Annotated in this window: 11 protein-coding genes; 5 read left to right on the top strand and 6 right to left on the bottom strand. The window is 35.2% G+C overall.

Annotation, left to right across the window (positions count from 1 at the left end):
* The first annotated feature begins 157 nt into the window (after positions 1–157).
* The 4 genes from CG11_RS18440 to CG11_RS18455 all read left to right on the top strand — a co-directional run bounded on the left by CG11_RS18440 (position 158) and on the right by CG11_RS18455 (position 7424).
* Positions 158–580, top strand: a complete 423-nt coding sequence (locus CG11_RS18440; RefSeq protein WP_255351958.1) for an integrase core domain-containing protein — start codon at positions 158–160, stop codon at positions 578–580.
* A gap of 476 nt (positions 581–1056) precedes the next feature.
* Complete coding sequence (locus CG11_RS18445; protein WP_052598313.1) at positions 1057–1482, top strand: hypothetical protein; 426 nt, start codon at positions 1057–1059, stop codon at positions 1480–1482.
* A gap of 89 nt (positions 1483–1571) precedes the next feature.
* Positions 1572–6677, top strand: a complete 5106-nt coding sequence (locus CG11_RS18450; RefSeq protein WP_052598314.1) for a DUF4132 domain-containing protein — start codon at positions 1572–1574, stop codon at positions 6675–6677.
* Between the two features lie 276 nt (positions 6678–6953).
* Positions 6954–7424: a TspO/MBR family protein gene (locus tag CG11_RS18455; protein WP_052598315.1), complete on the top strand. Its 471-nt coding sequence runs from the start codon at positions 6954–6956 to the stop codon at positions 7422–7424.
* 39 nt (positions 7425–7463) lie between these two features.
* Here CG11_RS18455 and CG11_RS18460 read toward each other — a convergent pair whose 3' ends face one another.
* Together CG11_RS18460 and CG11_RS18465 are read right to left on the bottom strand one after the other, a co-directional pair.
* Complete coding sequence (locus CG11_RS18460; RefSeq protein ID WP_052598316.1) at positions 7464–7982, bottom strand: GNAT family N-acetyltransferase; 519 nt, start codon at positions 7980–7982, stop codon at positions 7464–7466.
* Between the two features lie 29 nt (positions 7983–8011).
* Positions 8012–9796, bottom strand: a complete 1785-nt coding sequence (locus CG11_RS18465; protein ID WP_052598354.1) for an ABC transporter ATP-binding protein — start codon at positions 9794–9796, stop codon at positions 8012–8014.
* 439 nt (positions 9797–10235) lie between these two features.
* Between CG11_RS18465 and CG11_RS18470 the strand changes: the two genes are divergently transcribed.
* Positions 10236–12788, top strand: coding sequence for a DNA translocase FtsK (locus CG11_RS18470; RefSeq protein ID WP_052598317.1), 2553 nt, complete (start codon positions 10236–10238; stop codon positions 12786–12788).
* Positions 12789–12798: 10 nt separating this feature from the next.
* Here the strand turns inward: CG11_RS18470 and CG11_RS18475 are convergent, their stop codons facing one another.
* From CG11_RS18475 to CG11_RS18490, 4 genes are all read right to left on the bottom strand, one after another.
* Complete coding sequence (locus CG11_RS18475) at positions 12799–13767, bottom strand: hypothetical protein (RefSeq protein WP_052598318.1); 969 nt, start codon at positions 13765–13767, stop codon at positions 12799–12801.
* A gap of 129 nt (positions 13768–13896) precedes the next feature.
* Complete coding sequence (locus CG11_RS18480; RefSeq protein WP_052598319.1) at positions 13897–14844, bottom strand: hypothetical protein; 948 nt, start codon at positions 14842–14844, stop codon at positions 13897–13899.
* 11 nt (positions 14845–14855) lie between these two features.
* Positions 14856–15719 (bottom strand): hypothetical protein, encoded by an 864-nt coding sequence (locus tag CG11_RS18485; protein ID WP_052598320.1) that lies wholly within the window; start codon positions 15717–15719, stop codon positions 14856–14858.
* 199 nt (positions 15720–15918) lie between these two features.
* Positions 15919–16776, bottom strand: coding sequence for a leucine-rich repeat domain-containing protein (locus tag CG11_RS18490; RefSeq protein ID WP_081909599.1), 858 nt, complete (start codon positions 16774–16776; stop codon positions 15919–15921).
* Between the last annotated feature and the right edge of the window lie 75 nt (positions 16777–16851).

The following is a 16851-nucleotide window of genomic DNA, read 5'->3' on the forward strand; positions in this document are numbered from 1 at the left end:
TTTTAATGATAATTTGTATGTAGCGCCTAATTTATTGAATAGAAAGTTTGCAGTGGATGCTCCCTCCAACGTTTGGGTATCTGACTTAACATACATTGATACAGGTGAAGGTTGGTTATATTTGGCAGTGGTTATAGATTTATAGGATAGAAAAGTCATTGGCTGGGCACTGAGTGAGACAATGCAAGCAAGTGAAACAACGATAGCAGCTCTTCAGATGGCAATCATTAATCGAAAGCCAACCAATGGGCTTACCTTTCATTCCGATCGAGGTGTACAGTATGCTTGTTCAGACTTTGTGAAAAATTTAAACAAACACTATGTCAAAGCAAGTATGAGCAGGAAAGGGAATTGTTGGGATAATGCTGTTGCTGAAAGATTTTTCAAAACGATTAAAGTGGAATGCATTTATAGAACAAAATATCCAACAATAGAACAGGCTAAAAGAGATATTTTTAGCTATATAGAAATTTGGTACAATATGCGCCGTCGGCATTCTGCCTTAGGCTATGCCACTCCTCTTGAAATGGAGCAATTATTCGTTTTGGGATCGAATTTTTGGAACATATGTCGTTGTTGATAATTCTAAATTAATTTATGGGGCGGATACCTATATGGACAAGGAAGTTACCGAGGATGTCGTAGCGTTGCTCAAAATTCCCTTCCAAGGACACCGAGAACATATAAAATATGACGATGAGGAGATGTTATAATATAATAACAACGATAATCGCTAATAAAAATATTGTATAGGTTGTAAGAAATTACAGCCTATTTTTATTTGTAGTTGAATGTTGCAAGTATTGTTTTGAAAATCAAGACTATATTGAATATATAGGCTTAAGAATAATGCTATAAAATAAATAAAAGTGTAATTAATTTAGTGATTTTGAAACTTTTTACTCGTTATTTGAGTATATAGGGGTGTTTTAATATTGGTGCCATTTGCCCCGATAATTTGTTGAAAATAGATACAATAATACAACTAGTAATCACTACTAATTACTTAACAGTGGTTATTATTAAAAATACTAGTAATAACACCAAACACACCAAATGGAAATCCATTATTCTATCAAACAATTGGGAAAAAAACATCCCATAATTGATAAAGCCACGCTCTCAATAGAACTTCTCGAAACAAAAACTACCTTTCGTTCCTTGTTAACAGCAATTGTCCAGCAACAGGTACGAGCTTATAACCTTCAAAAAACAACTCCTATTGTTCTCAACATTTTGAGTACGAAACAACTTAATCAAGCTAGCCAAGAAGGGAAAATTAGTTTTGGTGACACTGAAAATACAACGATTGCTCAAGAGGAAGCAGCTATAAAAACTGCTTTAGAAGCTTTTGAAGATGGTTTATTCGCTGTATTTCTAAATGATGATCCCATTGAGTCATTAGAGCAAATCGTAGAACTCAACCAAGACAGTGTTTTTACGTTTATTCGCCTGACATTCTTAGCGGGGAGCATTTGGTAAACCTTTATTCAATTATAAGCAGCAACAATCATTCAGAAAAAAATTATACAATTACGCAATATGAGCGTAGCTAAACACCCAATTTAACAATGGAAAACCAAGTAGATTTACAAACAAACTATATCAACGAAAAGTGCAAAAATGCTTGCAAACAATTAAGTAAGCATTACTCTTCGGAAAAAGGTTTATTATTAAAATTGAAAGGAGCCTTAGGTTCCTCTGAAACCAAAGTAGTTGAAGTAGCAAGTTTGTTGGGGAATTCGACCGTCAAGTTGTCTAAAAACGCTTTAGAAATGGCTTTAATATTGGTGAACGGTTTTCCTGAATTAAGATCAAACCAACGCAATAGTTACTATTGGATTTATCAAGAAACAGTTGATTTATTTTCAAAGCGTTATGCTAAATTTAATGAGTTATATAAGAATGAGGATTTGTGGTGTGCCGAATATGAAGCGGTATTAGAATATTTTTATGGCAAAGAACGTGTAAAGTACATTCAACAAGCATGGCATAAAATCCCTGAATTAGCTTACCAAAGTGGGTATTATAGACGATCTTTTCGTGCGCCTCATTTAACTTATACAACAAGAGTCAATCAACTGAACTTCTTAATACAACTCAACACAGAGTTGTCGTACAATTTGGACATGGAAACGTACATCATCAACGACCATGCTTTGTACACTTATGGAAGCAATTGGAAGGCACATGTGTGGGCTGCTGCGATTGATGCAGGAGATGAAGCTATATTTCAGTTATTATTGGATATTGTCTATCAACGACATCCAAAAGGAAAAGTAAGTCGGCAAATTATCAAGGCTTTATTATTATCTACCAAAGAAGAAGCTTGGAAGGCTGTTAAAGATTTGTTGCTGAGTGCACAACGCCAAGAAGGATTGAGACAAACGATATTAGAATGTTTGGATGAAACTTCTTTAGGAGCCATGAAGTACTTAATAGAGGTAATCTTAGAGCATAATTTAACAAGATTTTCGTCGGTTGTAAGAGCAGTAGATACGTGGGCTGGATTAGGTTGGGAAGGAGCCAAGCAAAGTACTGTAAAGCGTTTTTTGGAAGCAGGAAGCAACTATTTGAACAATCCAGAGTTGATTCCCAATGCTATCAAAGACAAAGATAATACAGAGGTGTATATGGCTTTGTGGGCGCAAGGCGTGTTAGACGTTGAGCAGTGTTACCCTTTTATTCAATATTTGTGGGAAAAAGGAACGATAGAAAAACGCTGTTTGGCTTTGTATTTTGCGAACCAAACTCAAGTTGGTAAACTAGAATTGGAATTTGCAGAGGAGGCACTGAAGGAAGAAAATCTGAAGTTGTTGTATTGGGGATTAAGGGCGTTTAATTCCTATACCTTTAATGATCAATATTTGGTTTCTAATGCTCGTGGTTTACAAATTTTTAGAAATATAGAAGGGCAGTTGGAACGAATTCCCAAAAAGGGGAAAAGTCTTTCTAACATGGTATTTTCTTGGTTAAGTGTTGAGATTCATCCTTCGATGGCATATAAAGCAATGCTAAAATTGATTGATGCGACCAAAGAAGAGGATGTACGGTTAATTTTACCCCATTTTTCTAAAATGTCTGTGGCTGATCGAGAGCAGGTGACTCAGATTATATTGCCTACGTATTATCCTTATTATAACAATAATATTAAAAAGAATAAGGGAGTGTTAACACCATTTCAGCGAGAGTTTGCATTTACTATTCTAACCGATAGGGGGCAATTAATTCGAGACACAGGAATGAATGCTTTGAAAAATGCAGAGCTAAACGATGAAGAGGTACAGCAATTCGAATTGTTGTTAAAACGAAAAAGTGCGGCAACCCGAAAAAGTGTGATTCAGTTAATTCTAAAAAAAGACAAGCCGCAAATCATTGCTAGTACAGAGCGTTTGGTAGCCTCGAAGTCAATTGATCAACGTTTGGCTGGATTGGATATTTTGAACCAAGTATACACAGACGAAACCTTAAAAGATTGGACGGTTACTACGGCTCAAAAATACCAAGAACGTCCCACATTAACAGAAGCAGAATCAATTTTGCTGCAAAATATTGTCAATACACAAGAAACAAGACAGGAGTACACTTGGGAAAATGGTCTTGGTTTATACGACCCATTAGTGAAAACAGCTGCTGTTCAACCAAAAAAGCCAAGTGAAGGAGAGTATGTGGAACGTACCAAGAAAAATCCATTAGGATTGAGTATGCCTGCAAAAAAGATAGAAAATGCGTTGAAAGAACTACACGATCTAGTTCAAAAATACCAAGACTACGAGTACGAGGTACAGCATTGGGGAGGACAGCGAGAGGTAATCGTACTGGGGAATCAGTTTAGACAGATTTCAAACGATTTGGGAGAAGAGGCAACAAGAGAAGAACATATTCAGAATTATCCGCTATCCGAAGTTTGGTTAAAATGGTATGAAGATGCTAAGTTGACCCCTTGTGATTTATTTTTATTAAATCAAAATAAGAACGTACAAATCATTCAAACTAAGTCAAAAGTACAGAAACAGTTTGAGTGTTATACCTATTACCCCAATATCCCTAAAATAGGAACTTATTATTGGCAAAATCCAATTTATAAGATATTGGAGTTATTGGTTTACGCCTTTCCCTACCAAGAGAAAATGGCTTTTTTGAAAGGCCTGATAGCTCAATTAATGGCTGTGGTGCCTAAAGGTGAAATTGATAAGGCAGTAATAGAAAAGAATCGTTGGCAAACGAATGTAAGAACTTGGAGAGATTTAGTTGCATTTTCAGTTCCTTATAATGCTTATAAAAATAATAGTATAGCATTTTCGGACGAAGCGTTTAAATCTTATTGGAAGATGGAACATTGGTGCAAATCAACATTGCCCAAAGAAGCTGAGGAGGCTGATTATCTATTACCTCAATTGATTGATGTAGCTAGAGCTTACGAATTGAATTTGATTACTATAGATGAGCTATATCATAGAGTATTGAAACCTGATGCTATTCGATTGTTGACACAAAGAAACAAGCATCCACAAGCATTTAACTACTTAGAACGTTTTCCTTTTTTAGCCGATGTTTTGAAAAAATGCCGAGATCGAATTTTGGAAATTGAGTTGGCTAGGGGAGATAGCTCTACGCTTGTTACTCCGTTGGCACAAAGTTTATCAGAAATTTACGGCATTCATAATTTTGTTCAAATTTTTAAAGCATTGGGAAAAGAGAGTTTGAACAGGGGGTATGTTTGGAGTGGCTCGGATTATAGTAAAAAGCAAATATTGAGTGAACTTCTGAAAAGTTGTAAACCGCTCAAAACAGAAACTCAACAGGACTTTAATGAGTTGGTGAAAGAGGCAAAATTATCAGATAAACGTTTGATAGAGGCGGCGGTTTATGCCCAACAATGGATTCCTTTTGTTAGTACTTACTTGAAGTGGAAAGGATTGGACTCGGCTATTTGGTGGTTGCACGCGCATACAAATGCTTATCATACGGCTGAAACAGAAACAGAGATTGCAAAATATTCCAAAGTTCAAGTAACTGATTTTAAGGATGGGGCAGTAGACACTGAGTGGTTCAAAGCAGCGTATAAAAATATGGGGAAAGCCAAATGGAAAGTCCTGTACGATGCGGCAAAATATATTTCTGATGGGAGAGGGCATAAACGAGCGCAATTGTATGCCGATGTAATTTTAGGCAACACAAAGATTAAAGAAGTAACACAACGTGTCAAGGAGAAGCGAAACCAAGACTATTTGCGGGTGTATGGTTTGGTTCCATTGAGTAGAGCGAATCGAGAAAAAGATTTGCTTAAACGGTATCAGTACTTGCAGCAATTTAAGAAAGAGAGCAAGCAGTTTGGTTCGCAACGTCAAGCAAGTGAAGGTTTAGCAGTACGGATTGCAATGGATAATTTAGCTAGAACGGCAGGATATAGCGATCCTATTCGATTGACTTGGGCAATGGAGGCTGCCGAGGCACATCAAATTATGGAGAAAGCTAAAAGGTTAACTTTTGGTGCTGTTGAAATTTATTTAACGATTGATGAGTTGGGTAAATCGTCTATTGTTTGTGAAAAACAAGGCAAAAAATTAAATGCTATACCTGCCAAACTACGAAAAGAGAAAGCAGTTGTGGAATTAAAAGCGTTTAATAAAACACTTCGAAATCAATATACCCGTACCCGTAAAAGCCTAGAAGAAGCTATGGTCAATGGGGATGCGTTTACAACCTCAGAAATACAAAATTTGCTACACCATCCTGTGGTAGAACCGATGCTAAAAAAACTAGTGCTCAAAAGCAACAACCAACTAGGTTTTGCTACAACAGAAGGGCTTAAAAGTGTCCATAATAAGAAGTATGAATGGGGAGAAACCGTATGGATTGCTCATTGTTCGGATCTTTATCAAGATGGAGATTGGTCTGCGTACCAGCGTTATTGTTTTGATGAAAAAATAAAGCAACCTTTTAAACAGATATTTAGAGAGCTTTATTTGGCAACGCCCGATGAATTGAAAGAGAGAACTATTTCTCGTCGATATGCAGGGCATCAAGTTCAACCTAAAAAAACAGTTGCTCTTTTAAAAACTAGAGGGTGGACGGTTGATTATGAAGAAGGCTTGCAAAAAGTTTATCACAAGGAGGGGATTATTGCCAAAATGTATGCAATGGCAGACTGGTTCTCGCCTGCGGATGTTGAAAGCCCTACTTTAGAAACAGTGGAGTTTTTTAATCGAAAAACATACAAGCCTGTTGCTTTTGAAGATTTAGAACCTAGATTGTTTAGCGAAGTGATGCGGGATATTGATTTAGTGGTCAGTGTGGCACATGTTGGAGGGGTAGACCCAGAGGCAAGCCATTCAACAATTGAAATGAGAGCCGTCTTGGTAGAGGAAACAGCTCGACTGTTCAAATTGAAGAATGTTAGCACTCAAAAACACCATGTTTACATAGATGGTACTATGGGACGCTATACGGTGCATTTAGGAAGTGCTGTGTGTCATAAGATACCAGGACGCTATCTTTCTATTTTACCTGTTCATTCTCAGCATCGTGGTCGCTTATTTTTGCCTTTTGTAGACGACGACCCTCGTTCTGCTGAGTTAATGTCAAAGGTTTTGTTATTGGCTAAAGATGATAAAATACAAGATCCAACAGTATTAAGCCAAATTTATGATAAAGTAGAAAATACATCTTTGTAGAGATAGAGGCTAAAGCAAAAAAAAACGGTGGTATAGATTTATTTGTTTGGAATGAAATAGGTGAATTTATACCATCTTTTTGATTGGAGTTGAGCTTGAAAAGGAGCTTTCTATAGTAAAGCAAACGTATTTATTTTGTCGTGTTCTTTGGTACATAAAATGTATAAGGAGAACAAGAATTGAGGCATGACAAAAGCCAGTCACTAGCTTTACTACATGGTTTTAATGAACTATTGTAGATCAATATTGTTAATAAAAATAAAAATGCTTTGAGTTATGAGTTCTACAGTTCTTAAAAACCTAGTTATTTTTTTAGTGATTAACTTTGGAGCCTTGGCACTAGGGGGCTTGGCAACCAATGCAGCTGTTAATGGAGAATGGTACCAAAGTGTTAACAAAGCACCATGGACACCACCAGGATGGGTGTTTGGAGCTGCTTGGACAACAATAATGATTTGTTTTTCCATTTTTATGGCTTATGCATGGGAAGAAGTAATGGACAAAACAAAATTAGCTATCCTATTTGGTATTCAATGGATTTTGAACGTAGGGTGGAACCCCCTCTTTTTTGTTTATCACTATGTTTTGTTGGGTTTAATCGTCATTAGTTTATTGACAATATTAGTAGGGTATTTTTTATTTGGATACCGATCTACTATGAAAGCCAAAGCCTTTTTGATGTTGCCTTATTTTGTGTGGTTATTAATAGCTACCTCTTTAAATGCTTATATATTGCTGTACAACTAATTCAATGCAAATTCAAAATGCTATACTTTTAGTATCTTTTTATAATTCTAACTCATAAAGCATTAACTCTTCGGCATCGCCATCTAGTTGAATTATTTTAGAAAATTTTAGCCCCAATTTTTCTAGTAGACCTTGAGAGGCTTTATTGGTTTTTATAGTAATGCCACTAACTTTGGAAAGTTTAAACTCTTCTTTGGCTAATGTCATCAATTTATTAGCAGCCTCAAACGCATAACCTTTTCCCTCAAATTCGGGCAACATCGCAAAGCCAATGTCAACCCCTTCAATACCTTCGCGATTATACAAGCCAGAAGAACCCATTTTGGCACCATCTGATTTTCTAATTAAAGTATAATTAGAAAAGCCCAATTTCTCTAATTGGGGAAGCATTCTATTGGTAATATAATCTTCTGCTTCTTTTAGTGAGTGTACATTTCGATCTCCGATATTTTGAATCCACTTGGGGCTATTCAAGAGTTCTAATACAAAGGCAGCATCAGCAGCAGATGTAGGACTTAAAAAAAGTCGCTCGGTTTCATATACTTTAGGTGTTGGCATGATTGATTTTTTATTTGCTAAATATTACATTACTCAACTTCTTCTAAACGCTGGTTTTCATACATTTCATAATAATACCCGTTGTTTTGCATCAATTCTTCATGAGTTCCCATTTCTGTAATTTTACCATCATCCAAAACTATTATTTGATCAAATTGCAATGCAGCATACAAGCGGTGGGTAATGATAATGGTTGTTTTATCTGCACAAGCAGTATTTAAATAGTCCGTAATTTGAGCTTCTGTCTTGGTGTCAACAGCAGACAAACAATCATCTAATAAAACGATGTCTGGTTCTTTGATCAAAGCACGAGCAATAGAAATGCGTTGTTTTTGTCCTCCCGAAAGTGTGACACCACGCTCACCAACAACAGTATCAAACTGTTCTGGCAAATTCATGATATCGTCATAAACAGCAGCGTGTTTGGCGTATTCTCGAATGGTTGATTCGTCAACGTCTGTTTTTCCAAAAGCGATATTGTTATAAATAGAATCAGAAAATAAGAAGACATCTTGAGGAACATAAGCAATTGCTGCCCTTAGATGAGCTAAATTATGCTTCTGGATGGGTTGGTTGTCAATTAAAATTTGTCCATTATCGGTGTCGTACATTCTCAGTAGTAAATCTGCAATGGTTGTTTTCCCTGATCCTGTGCGACCAATAATCGCCATTTTTTCCCCTTTTTTCAGTTTAAAAGAAATGTTTTTCAGGGCAGTAATACCTGTATCTGGATATACAAAGGTCACCTTATCAAACTCAATCTCTCCTTTTATAGGCGTAACTGGAGCGGTGTGGTCAATATCAATATCGGGCTCTGTTTTTAGAAAATCATTGATTCGTTTTTGAGATGCAGCGGCTCTTTGTATGATCGAGGCTACCCACCCAATCGAAGTAACAGGCCAAGCTAGCATATTAATATAAATGACAAATTCGGCAATGTTTCCAGTAGAAATTTCACCACTCATCACCAACAGTCCACCTACATAAATTGTAATAATGGTGCTAATTCCAATTAAAAAGAGCATTAGAGGATGAAAGAAGGCATTTACTTTAGCCAATTCTAGTGATTTTGTTTTGAAATCTTCGGTTTCTGTCTTAAAGAAGTTTCCCATTGCTTTTTCTTGTCCATAAGATTTGACAACACGTATTCCTGAGTAGACTTCCTGTGATAAGCTGTTTAAAACAGATAATTGTGCTTGTATTCGAGCACTTTTTTTATTGATAATACTAGTGACGTAGTATATGGATAGCGAAAGAATAGGAAGAGGAATTAAAGAATATAATGTCAACGTAGGACTAACCTGTATCATGGAATAAATCACCATGGTAAACAAAATCACTAAATTGATGCTATACATAACCGCTGGTCCCAAATACATACGTACATGGTTGACATCTTCGGTGATTCTTGCCATCAAGTCGCCTGTATTGTTGCGTTTGTAGAAGGCAAGGGTTAACTTCTCATAGTGTGCATATATTTCATTGCGCAAATCATATTCGATTAACCTTGACATCACAATCAACGTTTGGCGCATAAAAAACATAAAAAAGCCCATTAGAAAGGCAAAACTAATGACCAAAATCATAAAGAAAAATAGGATACTTCCTATTCGTTCAAATAATTGGTCTTTGACAGAAAAACCGTCGTACAAGCCATAGAGCGTTACGTTTTCAATTACTAAGTCCAGCGAATAACGGATAATTTGTGGCTGCCAGACACGAAAATAATTAGAGATTGCAATAAATACAATTCCTAATAAAAAACGCCATTTGTATTGCGCAAAATATTTATTTAAATAGGCTAATTCTTTCATGCTGCAAATATAAGAATACTCTATGGAATTACGAATTATAAAATCAGTTCGGCGATTGCGAATGTTGATTATAACAAAAAAGAATTTTAATTGTTCTAAAAGCTTTTGATTCGTCAACTAAAAATAGATTCAAGAAGCATTTCAACACAAATTTGCGTACACAAGAACTCTGACATCAGCAAAAACATGACATTTTTGCCTTGAAATCCTTTAAACATCAATATTATTACTTATTTTTGTTGGCTGTAAAAATAGTAGTTGGCTAAATTTTACTTTTTGAATAAAAAGAACATGTTGTAGGTATGAAAATACAACATCATCTTTGCGATAGAAGTATGTAAACTCATTTCACTTAACGTGTTTCGCAGATTTGTAATTTTGTTATAGCCCATCCCAAGGTAATTGGACTACTAATTTCAATCATTGATTTTATAAAAGAATGGCTAAAAAGAAGAAAAAACAAGTTTCTATAAAGGGAGGAGTACAAGACGATCGTTTTCCAAAGTTAGTAGGACTGTTTTGCTTATTTTTTACTTTATACCTTTTTATTGCATTTTCCTCTTACCTGTTTACTTGGAAGGAAGATATGGACAAAGCCAACTGGTCTGTTCTATTGTCTCCACATGATATGGAGAATTGGCTAGGACGATTGGGGGCAGTGTTGTCGCACCAGTTTATCTATTATGGGTTTGGCTTTTCTTCCTTTATATTGGTATTTCTGTTATTTACAACAGGAATGAGTTTAATTGTTGAAACACCCCTCAAAAAACTAATACCTGTTTATAAGCGTTCTATATTAACCATGCTTTGGACGAGTTTTTTGTTTGCATTTGTTTTTCAAGGCTACGAATTTCCTTGGGGAGGTGCCATAACAAGGTTTTTGGTAGGAGTGTTAGATGGTTTAGTAGGAGCAATTGGAACAATCGCAATTTTAATATTTGCTTTTCTAGGATTTGTTGTTTGGAATAAAAATCCAAACTTTAAAGATGGTTTAACAGTAGAGGAGATTAAAAGTGCTTTTTCTGTTAGCAATCTACTAGCAACACTCAAAAGTCTTTTCCGTTTGACTCCAGAGGCGCAACCAGAACCAGAAGCACCAGAAATGAAAACTGTTACCGTGCTGAAACCGAAAACGAATACTTTAAAAACTTCGGTTACTACCAATACAACTGAGACGGGAACGGTAGTCGAAGATGCAAATAATACGACAGAAACAAGTCCTAATACAGCAGAGCTAGAAGTTCCAAAAGTTATCAAGCAATCAACCAAAGATGAGTTGGAAAATAAAGTCAAAAAATTGACTCAAAATCAATTGTCTTTAGATTTGGAAAAGGCAGCTAAGGAAAAACTTAAGGAGGAGAATGATGGGGAATTAGAAATGGAAATTTCAAAAGAAGGTGATACGATTGATATTGGTATTGCTGAGGAAAATAAAGACCATTTTGAACCTTATGATCCGACACTGGATTTGCCTAGGTATGAAAACCCTGTTATCGACTTGTTAGAAAGTTATGATGATCAAAAACCAGTTATAGATCGAGCAGAACTAGAGTCGAACAAGGATCAAATTATAGAGACATTGCTAAATTACAAGATCGAAATTGTAAAAATAAAAGCAACAATAGGTCCTACAGTGACACTTTATGAGATTATTCCTGCTCCAGGAGTTCGCATTTCTAAAATTAAAAGTTTAGAAGATGATATTGCTTTGAGTTTGGCTGCACTAGGAATTCGTATCATTGCACCAATTCCAGGTAAAGGTACGATTGGTATAGAAGTTCCTAACAGGAACAAACAAGTTGTTTCTCTGAAAGAAGTATTGGCTTCTAAGAAGTATAGAGAAGCTAAAATGGATTTGCCAATTGCTCTAGGTAAAACAATTTCTGATGAGGTGTTTATTGCAGATTTAGCCAAAATGCCGCATTTATTGATAGCAGGGGCAACAGGGCAAGGTAAGTCGGTTGGTATTAATACCATTATCATGAGCTTGCTGTATAAGAAGCACCCTTCGCAATTGAAGTTGATTTTGATTGATCCTAAGAAGGTAGAATTATCTTTATACAATCGAATTTCTGCTCATTATTTAGGATACTTACCAGATGAAGAAGAGGCAATTGTAACGGATGTAACCAAAGTTGTCCAAACTTTATATTCTTTAACGGTCGAGATGGACGAGCGTTACAATCTATTAAAAAAGGCTTCGGTTCGTAACCTCACAGAGTACAATCAAAAATTTGTTGCGCGCAAACTCAATCCTGAAAAAGGGCATCGCTTTATGCCTTATATTGTCTTAATTATTGATGAGTTTGCAGATTTGATTATGACGGCAGGAAAAGAAGTTGAGCTACCAATTGGTCGCTTGGCGCAGTTGGCTCGTGCTGTTGGTATACATTTAATTATTGCGACGCAACGTCCATCGGTGAATATTATTACAGGTATTATCAAAGCGAACTTCCCAGCACGTCTTGCTTTTAAAGTAACATCTAAAATTGATTCTAGAACAATTTTAGATGGAGGAGGGGCTGACCAGTTGATTGGGCGCGGAGATATGTTGCTTTCTTCTGGAGGGAATTTAATTCGTATTCAATGTGCTTTTGTAGATACGCCAGAGGTGGAACGTGTCATTAATCATATTGCCAGTCAACCTGGCTATCCACAGCCATTCTTACTGCCTGCCTATGGAGAAGAAGGTGGAAGTGGAAATGATAGTGAGCAAAAATTAAATCAAGTCTTGCACGAACTTGATGAGCATTTTGATGATGCCGCTCGTTTGGTAGTAATGAATCAACAGGGATCTACTTCTATGATTCAACGCCGTCTTAAATTAGGCTATAATCGAGCTGGACGTATTATGGATCAATTGGAAAACACAGGTATTGTAGGACCCAACGAAGGCTCCAAAGCTCGACAAGTATATATCAACGATGAAATAGAGTTAGAGCAATTCTTAAAAGCGTTACACGAGCGCAAACGCAAGATTTCATTCCGATAATTCTTGAACACTACTTGGCTGAGAAATCACTAAAAAGAATGCTTTGAGAATCTGCTTCTTGAATGAAGGCTTGGGCATATTGTATTCCAAATTGGGAGGTGTTCATTAATTGGAATACTGTCTTATCAATTAATGGATGGCTATAGGGAGCAAGTAAAAAGCATTTAACTTTTTTGGCGTTGAGAATTGGCTGAATGTACTGATTGTTTTGAGCAAATTGTATGTTTTTATTCAAAACATCGAGTAGTATATGAGCATAAAAAAACATTTCAGAAAGTACACCTACTTTCCGATTTTGGGCTTTTTTTAGTTCAAATAGGCAGCAATTATCATCTTGATCTATACCCCAAATATCAATAGCACTCTTACGACCTGAAAAAACTCTAGCAGAATTGCTGATATTAGCTTCAAAAATGCCAACAGGAAGCTGATAATCAATTGTTTTTAAGTTGAAGTGCTGTTTGAAGGCATTAGAAGTCTGTGGATCAAACAAAATAAGGGCTTCCAATTCGCTTTCGGTATATGCTTCTAGCTCTTTTTTGACAACAGTTTTGGTAGCGCGTTTAGTAGAAGGTGTATTCATAAGAAGGTTCTTGCTTGTTTTGAATGTTGAAGTAGCAAGATCCAATTGATTGGAAGGGAGAATGGTTACCCAAGGAAAAGCTTTAGAAATTTTATCCATTCTATATAAAAAACGTTGATAATGGTATACTGCATTTTCTTTGGTAGAAATATAATCTGGTGGAAGAGACTCCCATTTAATAATCACTTTTTCAATTTTAGGAATCCATCTTTTTAAAAGAAAAATCCAACTCTCAATGGCAGCGCCATCTGTTTGCATATTTTCAAGCGTTCTTTTGGTAGGAATATCTATTATCAGAGTGGTCTTTTCTAAGAAAATATTAAGGCTTTTAGGTAGTTGTACCGCTGCTTGTTTAGCATTGTGTCGGAGGAGTTGTAATAGTTCGTATTGATTCATAATGTTGGGGATAAAATGAGTGTTAAAGAGAAGCGATTTTACTTGTTGCCAGTAATTTCTTGATCTCGATGGATTAAGTTTTTCCAAACGAGATTTTATTTAATGACCAAAATATAGAATACCTTCGAATTATAGTTTTTTAGAAAATACAAATAATAGCTCTCCTTTTTCTGCTTCAGATTCTATATCATGGGCTTCTACACAACCGTTAGGATTGTTAAGGGAAGGTTGTAGTAATTGAAAAAGCTGAAAGCCTTTTTCGGTATCTTCAACAACAAAATATTTTCTTTCAGAAGGCAAGTAATAGGTTCTTTCGGAAGAATTAAGTTCATAGGTTCTTCCATATTTTTCTTCGAGTGCTATATACACGACATGAGAGCCACTGAAAAAGGATTCATAATCAAATGGATAATTTGTACCATTGATAAAATTTTGAATAGAATGGTTTTCAATTTTTACATTAGGATAAACTTGGTTGGTTTTCTTATCTAAGACTTCATAGTTTCCGCTAAAATATAACAATTCAATTGGAAATTCGAGTTGATAGAAGCCATCTTGGTTATTATCATCTATGTCATCACTAACTTTGATGTACATCGTATCTTGATTTAATTCATCAACATATTGAGCACCCCAATAAAAGTTAGTAGAAAGCAAAAAAGAATGATTATCTTCTTTAATATCAAAAAAGTAATCTGCTTTTTTTTGAGGGTAAGCAGGCTGAAAGTAATAATGTCCGTTTACCATAGAAACCGTTCCATTCTGAATGCCATAAGCATTGCCAATTTCAAGTTGTCCTTGATTGTTGGCGATATAGGTTTTTAGATGGTTTTCTATAAATAGTGACGTCAAGTTGCCATTTTGAAGAGAATCATAATAGCTTTTTCCTATCCAAAAACCTTGTGGAAATGTCTGAGGATTGATAGCTTGGAATGTATGTGTTTCCTTTTTTTCAATAGAATCTCTTGAGGTAGTGTTGTTGGTGTTAATCGATTCTTTAGATGCTGGAGCGGTTGAATTGTCGCAAGCAACGAAAAACAATACAATACAAATGGGAAGATATTTAATCGTAAACATAGGATGAGGTGTTATTTTCCTTTAAAATATTCTTTTATCGCATTTAGTCCTTTTTGCTTAATAGGATGAGGGATATTTTCAATTTTTTGATTGAAGAATTTGCGTGATTGCATGGCATCGTGAAAGGCTCGTCCCCATTTAGTCTCATGGTTCATATGTCGTAGCATTTTTGTCCCTAGTTTTGGAGTCGCCATTAATTTTTTCCCTTCAGCTGAGCTAATTTCGAGGACGTAGTTTTGAATAGGAGAGTAAGCAATAGAGGGGGAAATTTCATTAACTAAAGTTTGTAAAAGATAGACATTTTTAAGTTTAGGTAGTCCAAATAATTCATTGGGAATCGTGTGTAAATAAATACAATTTAAAAGGTTGAGTTCTTCTAGGTTTCTTAATTGCCATATTTCACGAGGAAGTTCAGTAAATAGGTTTAGACTCAAATCAAGTTTTATTAGAGATGAAATTTCAAAAATTGATAAAGGAATTTTTTCTTGATCTAGAAGGTAAATTTCTAGTTCTTCGAGATGATTGAAATAAGAGATGGTTTGGGGAACATATATTTCTACATGGGCGGCAATAGTTAATTGTTTTAGGTTTTTTAGGAGATAGATGCTGGCTGGGAGAATTGCAAATGCAGTATCCTTTATGGTTATAGAAAGAGATGTAGTGGTTAAGATTTGATGAATTTTGTACGCCAACGATATTTTAGGAGAGGCATTAAATGCACCAATATTTAATAAATAGTCGAATAGCGTTTCAAAGTGTACCAACGATAAGTCTAGGTCTGATTCTTTAGATAATTGTAAAGCTAATTCAATATTTTCAATAGTTCCAGATTTAAAAATTTCAAAGAGAGCATTTATTTCTTTTTTAGAGTACATGAGTAAGGGATAGTTTGATTAGGAAATTAATAATCTAAATATAATTAATTCTGTATAACTTTTTAGTGAATTATGTAGAATTATAGAGGCTATATTCCCTAGGAAATATTGTATTGAGACATTATAAATTAAGAAAATGCAGCTTGTAGTAAATGAGCGGTCTGTTTATTATGTTTTGAATTATAAAGAGGAGGAATGATTAGTTTTTGTTGTAGTATATTGTACAATTAGGGAGTTTTTTTCTTAAATCTTTTACTTCTTGTTTGGGAATAGAATTACCTCCTAAATACAATTCTTTTAGATTCGTAAGAGAGCTCATTGCTTTAGGTAAATGTTTGATTCGATTATGTCTCAAATAAAGTCGTTCTAATTTTTGGAGTTGATGAATGTTTGGGGGGAGGTCTGTCAGAAGATTATTATTCAGGTTTAAGATTTCCAATTGAGGTAACAGAAGGATACAACAAGGGAACTCTTGAAAGAGGTTGTTTTCAAGGGTAAGGTATCTTAAATTAGTCAATTTATGAATACTTTCTGGTAACTGGGATAGCCTATTGCTTAATAAGTTAATACTTGTGAGCTCCGTTAAGTTTCCAATACTTTCTGGAATAAAAGTCAATTTGTTGTCGTAAGGATTAAATTTTTTCAATTTAACGAGTTGACCAATACTTTCGGGAATAGAAGTGATGTTATTTGAATACAAACTTAATAAGGTCAAATCGCTTAATTCACCAATGCTTTCAGGAATAGATTGTAACAACTGTTCCGTTATGACTATTGATTTAAGTTTTTTTAATTTACCTATTGTATCGGGAATTGATGAAACCTTCCTTTTTTCTTTGTTAATAAAAATGAGCCGTTCTAAATGTAGCATCTTACAAAGACTTTGGGTAAGAGATTTTTCATTAATTTGAGTGAATTCTAGTAAATACTTCCATGGCTTTAATAGTTCTATTATGGGTACATTTTGGCTTTGAGCTAGTTGAAATGCTAACTCAATATTTTCAATTTGAGCAGTAGAAATCAAGTACTGCATTTTTTCATGAGTGGAGTTGAACATATTATATATTTAACTGTAAAAATAAGGTGTAATTTCTGGAACCATGAGAATATACTATAGGCGTCATTGCTCTTA

The organism is Aureispira sp. CCB-QB1 (genome assembly GCF_000724545.1).
GTDB lineage: Bacteria > Bacteroidota > Bacteroidia > Chitinophagales > Saprospiraceae > Aureispira.

What these genes read in the sequence shown, in the direction of transcription:
- CG11_RS18445 (WP_052598313.1), top strand. Translation starts at nt 1,057, where the DNA reads ATGGAAATCCATTATTCTATCAAACAATTGGGAAAAAAACATCCCATA.
- CG11_RS18450 (WP_052598314.1), top strand. Translation starts at nt 1,572, where the DNA reads ATGGAAAACCAAGTAGATTTACAAACAAACTATATCAACGAAAAGTGC.
- CG11_RS18455 (WP_052598315.1), top strand. Translation starts at nt 6,954, where the DNA reads ATGAGTTCTACAGTTCTTAAAAACCTAGTTATTTTTTTAGTGATTAAC.
- CG11_RS18460 (WP_052598316.1), bottom strand. Translation starts at nt 7,982, where the DNA reads ATGCCAACACCTAAAGTATATGAAACCGAGCGACTTTTTTTAAGTCCT.
- CG11_RS18465 (WP_052598354.1), bottom strand. Translation starts at nt 9,796, where the DNA reads ATGAAAGAATTAGCCTATTTAAATAAATATTTTGCGCAATACAAATGG.
- CG11_RS18470 (WP_052598317.1), top strand. Translation starts at nt 10,236, where the DNA reads ATGGCTAAAAAGAAGAAAAAACAAGTTTCTATAAAGGGAGGAGTACAA.
- CG11_RS18475 (WP_052598318.1), bottom strand. Translation starts at nt 13,767, where the DNA reads ATGAATCAATACGAACTATTACAACTCCTCCGACACAATGCTAAACAA.
- CG11_RS18480 (WP_052598319.1), bottom strand. Translation starts at nt 14,844, where the DNA reads ATGTTTACGATTAAATATCTTCCCATTTGTATTGTATTGTTTTTCGTT.
- CG11_RS18485 (WP_052598320.1), bottom strand. Translation starts at nt 15,719, where the DNA reads ATGTACTCTAAAAAAGAAATAAATGCTCTCTTTGAAATTTTTAAATCT.
- CG11_RS18490 (WP_081909599.1), bottom strand. Translation starts at nt 16,776, where the DNA reads ATGTTCAACTCCACTCATGAAAAAATGCAGTACTTGATTTCTACTGCT.